Source organism: Streptococcus sp. C300, assembly GCF_000187645.1.
GTDB lineage: Bacteria > Bacillota > Bacilli > Lactobacillales > Streptococcaceae > Streptococcus > Streptococcus oralis_CQ.
In genome coordinates this window covers 30,939-38,294 of the sequence record NZ_GL732466.1, presented here as the reverse complement: position 1 = coordinate 38,294, position 7,356 = coordinate 30,939, and the positions used below count along the sequence as shown (strand labels likewise).

Sequence of the window (7,356 nt, the reverse complement as noted above, 5' to 3'; positions counted from 1 at the left end):
TTTCAGGAGGCAAATAGAATTATTCACTTTAAGAAGAAATTATAATTTAGAAACGTGAATAAACTTGTTTAAACTTTATGTCTCTTTAGAAAGTGTGTTAACTTGAAAGAACAAATATTTTTGATGGGTGGGAATCCCCCAATAACGAAATATAGCATTGTTGATAAAATTGTATTATCAAGCAAGATTGAAAGAATTATTATTTTTACAGTTTTTCGAGATAATTGGCAACCCTATATGAAAAAGTACACTGAAGTTTTCCAAAGTCAATTTCCTAATCTAAACACTGATTACTTACTTTTGGACACTGAGCAGATTGATTTTGATAGCTATTTAGATGCTGATCTAATTATCATCGGTGGTGGAAATACGGAAAAATATATAGCTACTTATGTCAATCAGGAGTTCAAAAATTATATCGATCATATGCTTAATAAAGGGGCAAAAGTTATAGGATTTTCTGCAGGAGCCCTATTATTAGGAGAAAAAGTCTATGTCTCACCTAATGATAATTCAGATCATCAGATAAAGATAAAAAATGGATTAGGACTCTTTAGTCAGTTTTTAATTAGTGTCCATTATGATTCCTGGAATGATTAAGCTAATAAGGATAGAGCAGAAGAACTCGTCAGTGTTCCCATAATTCCACTAAATGATCATTCCTGTCTTGTATTGGATAGACTTGGAAACATTATTGAGAAAATTGACTAGTTTTAATCATGCGAATCTGAATCTACGAAACTAGAGTATTGACGAAATGAATATTGAAAAGCCTTGATTGTAAGGCTTTTTTGTGTTTTTATGATAGAATATAGGTAGTTATAATCGATAGCAACTAAGAAGCAGTAAAAATATTATTCATAAAATAATCAAGATTAGGAAGAAAAAAATGACAGAAATTGATAAAAGGAATTTAAAAAATTATCTTTATTGTACATTTGGAATTACTTATATAGCTTGGGGGCTTCTTGCCATATTTACGCAATCTTATATTTTGGGATTAGAGACATTTATAGGAAGAATATTACATATAGTTGGTGCACTTGGACCAGCTATTGCAAGTGGCTTTTATTTAAAAAGTAATAATATAAAATTTAAACATTTTTTATTTAATAAGATAGAAAATAGTAGTATTTATTTCATTTATCATATGTTAGCAATTTTGATACTATTTTCTGTATCTTCCTTAGAATTAAACGGAGTATCAATTTATCTGATGCCATTATTCTTTATACAACTAATTTTTTTTGGTGGTGGACATGAAGAATTAGGATGGAGAGGAATATTACAACCATTACTTGATAAAAAATATACTTATTGGCAATCTAATTTGATTGTAGGATCAATTTGGGGAATATGGCATCTGCCTTTATGGTTTATAGTTGGAGAAAGTCATCAAGGATTTCCTTTTATTTTATTTTTTATATATACATTATTTTTAAGTTTTGTTTTAGGGCTTCTTTACCGTCAAACGAAATCTGTGGGATACTGTGTATTATTTCATGCATTCGCAAATTTGTTAAATCTCTATTTTGTGTTAAAAATTAATCTTATTTTTATTATCATTTTTATTGGTTATTTGATTTATACTATATTGGCGAGTAATAGAATTAGTAAGGAAACAACATTTTAAAATTTAGATCAGGATATCCATTATTGAAAGTAACGTGTGGTCATTCTAGATAATCAATGTTAGGGACTTTTCTATTTGATGAGACATCACTGCTTGTACGAGCTGATTAAACATGGATGTAGCTAGTGAAAGTCCTACAGTAAGGAGTTTAAACATGAAATTCCATGAATTTGGTGATAAGAATTTGCCTTCTATTTTACTGATACATGGTGGTGGAAGTTCTTGGTGGAATTATCTTCGTCAAGCACGAATCTTGTCAGAAGAATACCGTATTATTCTACCCACTTTGAATGGCCACGGCGAGGAATATCAACTTGATTATGTTTCTACTGAAGATTCTGCTTTGGAGATTCTAGACTATATCAAAGCAAACTGTGGTGGGAAATTGTTTGCAATCGGTGGTGTTTCACTTGGTGGACAAATTGCCATGGAGCTTTTGTCTTTAGATAGTGAAATTGCTGAGAAGGCCATCATAGATGGAAGCCTCTGCATTCCTCAACCAAGGTTAGCTAAAATCAGCATCTTTCTAGTGTCTCTATTTGGTAAACTGATGTTCAATAAATTCTCTTGCAAACTTCAGTTAAGCATGATGAACAAACTCTATCCTAAACTGGCTTATCCAGAGGAAATAAAAGCTTATTGTTTGGAGGATTTGCCAAGGACCCCTGTCAAAACATTGATGACCATTTACAAAAACTATATGGGATGTTATAAGCTGAAAGATATGATTTCTGCTAGTAAGGCTCAGGTTCTGTATATCTATGGTGAAAAAGAATTGAACTGTGTGAAAGAATCAGCGAAATTATTTCATCAGCTACATTCAAATACAATTTTGTATGAAGCAAAGAGCTATAACCACGGCTATTTATCAGCTTACCTACCTTATGAGTGGATTGATTTGGTGGTGCCATTTTTAAAGAGTGACTCATTAGAAATGTGTAACGAATCTGATATACCATAAGGAGGAAACGGATGCTAGGAGCAATAGTTGGAGATATTGTAGGTTCAGTTTACGAATGGAACAATATCAAAACGAAAGACTTTCCATTATTTCGGAAGGATTGTTTTTTCACAGATGATACTGTCATGACCTGCGCTGTTGCTAGTAAAAACATTAAAACTTTGTAGCAAAAAATTATAAAAGCCTTAATTGTAAGGCTTTTTGTTATATTAAAAATTACAAATGAAAAGCAATCAATTTAAATGATAATATTGCTCATATAGATTGTTAAATATTGAACTTATATTACTGTTATGGTATAATATAAACAGATAAAACAGAGATGACAGTTGGATAGTTAGGAGGATATGGAGGGTGAATATACAGATTGATAATTCAAGTGATAATCCGATTTATTTACAGATAAAAAATCAAATAAAGGCTCAGATTATTTCGGGAGAATTAAAGGTTGGCGAGCAATTACCATCAATCAGATTCTTAGCTAAAGAACTTCGAGTGAGTATGATAACTGCTAAAAGAGCTTTTGATGAACTAGAACTTGATGGTTTCATTAATTCAGTTCAAGGTAAAGGTAATTTTGTTGCAACTCAAAATAAAGAGCTTATTCGAGAAGAATATTTGAAACGAATCGAATCAAAGATGCAAGATATTGTTGAGCTTTCAGCGATTGGAGGTGTCACCAATGATGAGTTGGTAGAGATGTTTAGTAGTTATATGGAGGGAAAATATGAGTAATTATGCTATTGAAATCAAAAATTTGGTTAAAAAGTTTGATGGCTTTACATTAGGACCGATAGATTTGTCTATTCCTAAGGGGGCTATCGTCGGATACATTGGTCAAAACGGAGCAGGAAAAAGTACATCTATAAAATTGTTGTTAGGATTACTTAAGAAAGATTTAGGAGAAATTAAAATTTTAGGTTATGATAATCCTAATAGCATTGAATTAAAAGATAAAATTGGAGTAGTGTTTGATGACTTACTAGTACCAGAAGAGATGACACTTATTGATTTGGAAAAATTTTGTTCAAGGGTATATTCAAAATGGAATAGAGATTTTTTCTATCAACTAAAAAAGAAATTTAATTTATCAGAAAAACAGGTTGTAAAAAGCTATTCTCGTGGAATGAGAATGAAATTATCGATGGCAGTAGCTTTATCTCATAATGCAGAAATTCTTATATTGGATGAAGCTACGAGTGGTTTGGATCCGATAGTAAGGGAAGAAATTTTAGATTTTCTTCTTGACTTTATGCAAGATGAAAATCATACAATTTTAATATCGTCACACATCCTATCAGATTTAGAGAAGGTAGCAGATTATATTGCTTTTATCAATGATGGTAAAGTTCTTTTTGTTGAACCAAAGGATGAACTCAAAGAAAACTATGGTATCTGCACTTTATCTAATGAAGAAGTTGAAAATCTTGACGAGGAAGCCATAATTGGAAGAAGAATACACTCATTTGGACAAGAGTTACTTGTTAAAAGAAATCTTGTTCCAGATGGAATCAGATTACAAAAACCGTCTATCGAAGATATTATGATATATTTTGTGAAAGGAGGTAAAAGATAATGACTGCATTGATATTAAAAGATATAGCTACTTTAAAGAAAACACTACTATTAACAATTACTCTCAGTATTGCACTCATTGTGTATGGGGTATATGAAAATGAAATTTTTATGATACCGCTTATTTGTACAATGATACCGTTAATTTTAACTGCAATCGCTTTTGGTTATGATACGAAATCGAAATTTGAACAATTTGCCTTCTCAATGCCTGTAAAAAAGAGTAGCTTTGTACTAAGTAAATTGTTTTTTGCATTTGTTTTTGGGTTAGTCGGTTCAGTATGTTTATTTGTTCAATTGGTAATAAAAAATGAGATGTTAATAGACAGCATCATATTTATCTCACTAATTACATTAGTTGCAAGTATTTTGATATCAGCTATTCAACTTCCTTTTATCCTAAAGTACGGTGCCGAAAAAGGTAGGCTTATCATGGTTATAACATACTTTACAGCATTTGCTCTATCTAGTCTTTTTAAAGCAAAATCAGATTTACTGACTAAAGTTGTGGAGTTTTTCTTAAAGAATTCGAGGGTAATAATTTTTCTTGGAATAGTCTTTGTTAGTATTGTTATCATAGGAATTGCTATAAAAATATCTATTTTAATTATGGAGAAAAAAGAATATTAGAGAAGTTGAGAGTGCATTGTAAAAACTTAGAAGGAGAAATCTTATGCTAGAAGCAATTGTGGGAGATATTGTGGGTTCAGTTTATGAATGGAACAATATTAAAACGAAGGATTTTCCCTTATTTAGGGACGATTGTTTTTTCACTGATGATACGGTAAGTCCGAACCGCTGAGTGCGTGAGTTTGTTAGTGAAACGTTGCTAATCCTCAAAATAAAGAAACCAAAATACCATTATTTAGAAATGAAAACCTAAACTGTTTTTAAGGAGGTGTTATATTGATAGAGAGCAGACCTGAGTTCAATAAAGTCGAATCCTTTGATGAATTTAATAAATACTATTGGTATCGGGATGAACTTTCACAGATATGCAGGTCATTAGGACTTGAATATAGAGGTACAAAACAGGAACTCAATGATATTATTGAGCAGTACTTTAAGGGCAATTTGATTAAAAAATCATCAATAAAAAGGAAAAAGAAACAAGTAGAAGTCGTTACCTTAGATACGCCCTTACTTGAATGTGGATTCTCCTTTAATGCACACTTTAGAGAATATTTCTCAACTTTAACAGAGGTTTCGCCCTTTAAATTTACTGCTGATATGGCGACTGCTTGGAGAAAAGTAAAAAGTGAAAATGATTTGAGTTTTACAATCCAAGATATGCTAAAAGTTTATTATGGAAATTCAGATTATGCCAAGTATGATCATTCGGTTTGTCAATGGAATCAATTTTTAAAGGATTTCTGTTCAGACGAAAATAGTGGCAACTACTCGAATAAACTAAAAGTAGCTTCTATTCTTTGGAAAGAAGTTAGAAATTCAAAAAATGAAAAAATTTATTCAAAAAAACTTTTGACTGAACATGCTGATAAAATAGACGAGTATGACAAGTAGAAATGTCAGTCTAAACTAACAGTTTATAAGGAGGAATACCATGCTAGGAGCAATTATTGGAGATATTGTAGGTTCAGTTTACGAATGGAATAATATCAAAACGAAGGATTTTCCTTTATTTCGGAAAGACTGCTTTTTTACAGATGATACAGTCATGACCTGCGCTGTTGCTGAGGCTATCATGAAGGATGGTCGGAAGGATGACTTTATTGATGCCATGAAAAAGTACGGCAGAATGTATCCCGATGCAGGCTATGGTGCTCGGTTTAGTAGTTGGATAAATAGTGACAATCGTGAGCCTTATAATAGCTTTGGAAATGGATCTGCTATGCGTGTTTCTCCCTGTGCTTGGGTTATGGACTGTGGCTTTTGTGCGAGAACGGGTATGACACCATCAACTAGAAAACTTGCACGACTTTCAGCAGAAGTGACTCATAATCATCCAGAAGGTATCAAGGGAGCCATGGCGACAACTGATGCCATCTTTCTTTGTCGTTATTACTTTGGAGGTTATTGCGGGGATTATGAGCAACCAATCAATGACAATCCTACAGAGTGCAAAAGACAGATCAAGGATTATATTGAGCAGGAGTACGGCTACAATCTATCTCAAACTCTAGATGAAATCCGTCCTAACTATCGTTTCAATGAAACCTGTCAGGATACCGTACCCCAAGCCATTATTGCATTTCTGGAAAGTAGAGACTTCGAAGATGCTATACGGAACGCCATTTCCCTTGGTGGCGATAGTGATACACTTGCTGCAATTACTGGGAGCATAGCTGAGGCGGCATATGGTATTCCGGACTGGATCAAGGAACAGGCCTATTCCTATCTAGACGAGCCGTTAAAGGATGTCATTGAACGATGGGAGCTTTACATAGCAGGAAAATGATGGTTTAGTTAAGTAGAAAGGTGGCATCGATGGAATTACTTGATATGTATAAAAAAGAAAAAGTTATAGAGGTTATCACAAATATTTTAAAGGCTATTCACCTGAAAAAATATGAAGACATTATGAATTATGTCGATGAATCAGAGATTGACGATTTAAACGAGTTCTTTAGTTATGTTGAAAAGACATTAGAATTGAATGATTTTGACACGATTGATGAGTATGGTGTGGAATGTCATTTCAATCCGCCTTACGAGTATTCTCAATTGGAGATTTATGATTATGATGATCAGACTGGGTTTGCTGTTGATTATGATTTGACTTCAAATTCTGAACTGGTAGATATGAGATTGCAAGTAGAGTTTCTATATACCGACAATGGCTATACAGTAAGATTTCTTGATGTCGATCCTGGTTAGGAGAAGTTTAACAAGCAATATCCTTGATACACTATTTATACAGGCATTTAAGATTTTCTTGAATGTCTTTGTTGTGCAAGAATAAGGTTAAAGCTTGTAAACTATTAAGTTTTTCTATCAATAGGTCGAATGTCTTTAAACGAAATTTATGAATGAATCTAAATGGTTATAGAAAGTTATTTCTAGTATGTTCATGCTATAATAGTATTAGACTTCGTTTTTTGGAGAGGTAAATGAAAAAATATAAGCATTTATTATGGCTCTCTGGCCTGGTCATCGTTTTGATTTCGCTATCTTCATTGAATGCTTGTAGTTTGGGTGGTGAAACTATTCCCCAAAATAGAACAAA

General features: G+C 32.5%; 9 protein-coding genes and 2 pseudogenes. All 11 read left to right on the top strand.

Going from position 1 to position 7,356, the window contains the following annotated elements; translation table 11 throughout:
• Positions 1–102 precede the first annotated feature (102 nt).
• The 11 genes and pseudogenes from HMPREF0849_RS00190 (at position 103) to HMPREF0849_RS00150 (ending at position 7,007) form a co-directional block, all read left to right on the top strand.
• Positions 103–711, top strand: a pseudogene (locus HMPREF0849_RS00190) (Type 1 glutamine amidotransferase-like domain-containing protein).
• 178 nt (positions 712–889) lie between these two features.
• Positions 890–1,633: a CPBP family intramembrane glutamic endopeptidase gene (locus HMPREF0849_RS00185; RefSeq protein ID WP_000134977.1), complete on the top strand. Its 744-nt coding sequence runs from the start codon at positions 890–892 to the stop codon at positions 1,631–1,633.
• A 154-nt stretch (positions 1,634–1,787) separates the two neighbouring features.
• Positions 1,788–2,594 (top strand): alpha/beta fold hydrolase, encoded by an 807-nt coding sequence (locus tag HMPREF0849_RS00180; protein WP_000668471.1) that lies wholly within the window; start codon positions 1,788–1,790, stop codon positions 2,592–2,594.
• A gap of 11 nt (positions 2,595–2,605) precedes the next feature.
• Positions 2,606–2,737: pseudogene (locus HMPREF0849_RS10080) on the top strand (ADP-ribosylglycohydrolase family protein); the annotation flags it as partial.
• Between the two features lie 211 nt (positions 2,738–2,948).
• Positions 2,949–3,329 (top strand): GntR family transcriptional regulator, encoded by a 381-nt coding sequence (locus tag HMPREF0849_RS00175; RefSeq protein WP_001025469.1) that lies wholly within the window; start codon positions 2,949–2,951, stop codon positions 3,327–3,329.
• The gene (locus HMPREF0849_RS00170) at positions 3,322–4,170 is read left to right on the top strand and encodes an ABC transporter ATP-binding protein (RefSeq protein WP_000073736.1); all 849 of its coding nucleotides are present in this window, start codon (positions 3,322–3,324) and stop codon (positions 4,168–4,170) included. The genes HMPREF0849_RS00175 and HMPREF0849_RS00170 overlap by 8 nt, the downstream gene beginning before the upstream one ends.
• The gene (locus tag HMPREF0849_RS00165) at positions 4,170–4,799 is read left to right on the top strand and encodes an ABC-2 transporter permease (protein ID WP_000125752.1); all 630 of its coding nucleotides are present in this window, start codon (positions 4,170–4,172) and stop codon (positions 4,797–4,799) included. Before HMPREF0849_RS00170 ends, HMPREF0849_RS00165 begins: the two co-directional genes overlap by 1 nt.
• Positions 4,800–4,842: 43 nt before the next feature.
• A complete protein-coding gene (locus tag HMPREF0849_RS10075) occupies positions 4,843–4,971 on the top strand; it encodes a hypothetical protein (RefSeq protein WP_000888326.1) in 129 nt (42 codons plus the stop codon).
• Positions 4,972–5,075: 104 nt separating this feature from the next.
• Positions 5,076–5,693, top strand: a complete 618-nt coding sequence (locus HMPREF0849_RS00160) for an SAP domain-containing protein (RefSeq protein WP_000573128.1) — start codon at positions 5,076–5,078, stop codon at positions 5,691–5,693.
• A 40-nt stretch (positions 5,694–5,733) separates the two neighbouring features.
• Positions 5,734–6,588 carry an ADP-ribosylglycohydrolase family protein gene (locus HMPREF0849_RS00155; RefSeq protein ID WP_000900008.1) on the top strand — a complete coding sequence of 285 codons (855 nt, stop codon included), beginning with the start codon at positions 5,734–5,736 and terminating at the stop codon, positions 6,586–6,588.
• A gap of 29 nt (positions 6,589–6,617) precedes the next feature.
• The gene (locus HMPREF0849_RS00150; RefSeq protein WP_000421366.1) at positions 6,618–7,007 is read left to right on the top strand and encodes a DUF7668 domain-containing protein; all 390 of its coding nucleotides are present in this window, start codon (positions 6,618–6,620) and stop codon (positions 7,005–7,007) included.
• The last annotated feature ends 349 nt before the right edge of the window (positions 7,008–7,356 follow it).

What these genes read in the sequence shown, in the direction of transcription:
- HMPREF0849_RS00170 (WP_000073736.1), top strand. Translation starts at nt 3,322, where the DNA reads ATGAGTAATTATGCTATTGAAATCAAAAATTTGGTTAAAAAGTTTGAT.
- HMPREF0849_RS00150 (WP_000421366.1), top strand. Translation starts at nt 6,618, where the DNA reads ATGGAATTACTTGATATGTATAAAAAAGAAAAAGTTATAGAGGTTATC.
- HMPREF0849_RS10075 (WP_000888326.1), top strand. Translation starts at nt 4,843, where the DNA reads ATGCTAGAAGCAATTGTGGGAGATATTGTGGGTTCAGTTTATGAATGG.
- HMPREF0849_RS00165 (WP_000125752.1), top strand. Translation starts at nt 4,170, where the DNA reads ATGACTGCATTGATATTAAAAGATATAGCTACTTTAAAGAAAACACTA.
- HMPREF0849_RS00185 (WP_000134977.1), top strand. Translation starts at nt 890, where the DNA reads ATGACAGAAATTGATAAAAGGAATTTAAAAAATTATCTTTATTGTACA.
- HMPREF0849_RS00155 (WP_000900008.1), top strand. Translation starts at nt 5,734, where the DNA reads ATGCTAGGAGCAATTATTGGAGATATTGTAGGTTCAGTTTACGAATGG.
- HMPREF0849_RS00180 (WP_000668471.1), top strand. Translation starts at nt 1,788, where the DNA reads ATGAAATTCCATGAATTTGGTGATAAGAATTTGCCTTCTATTTTACTG.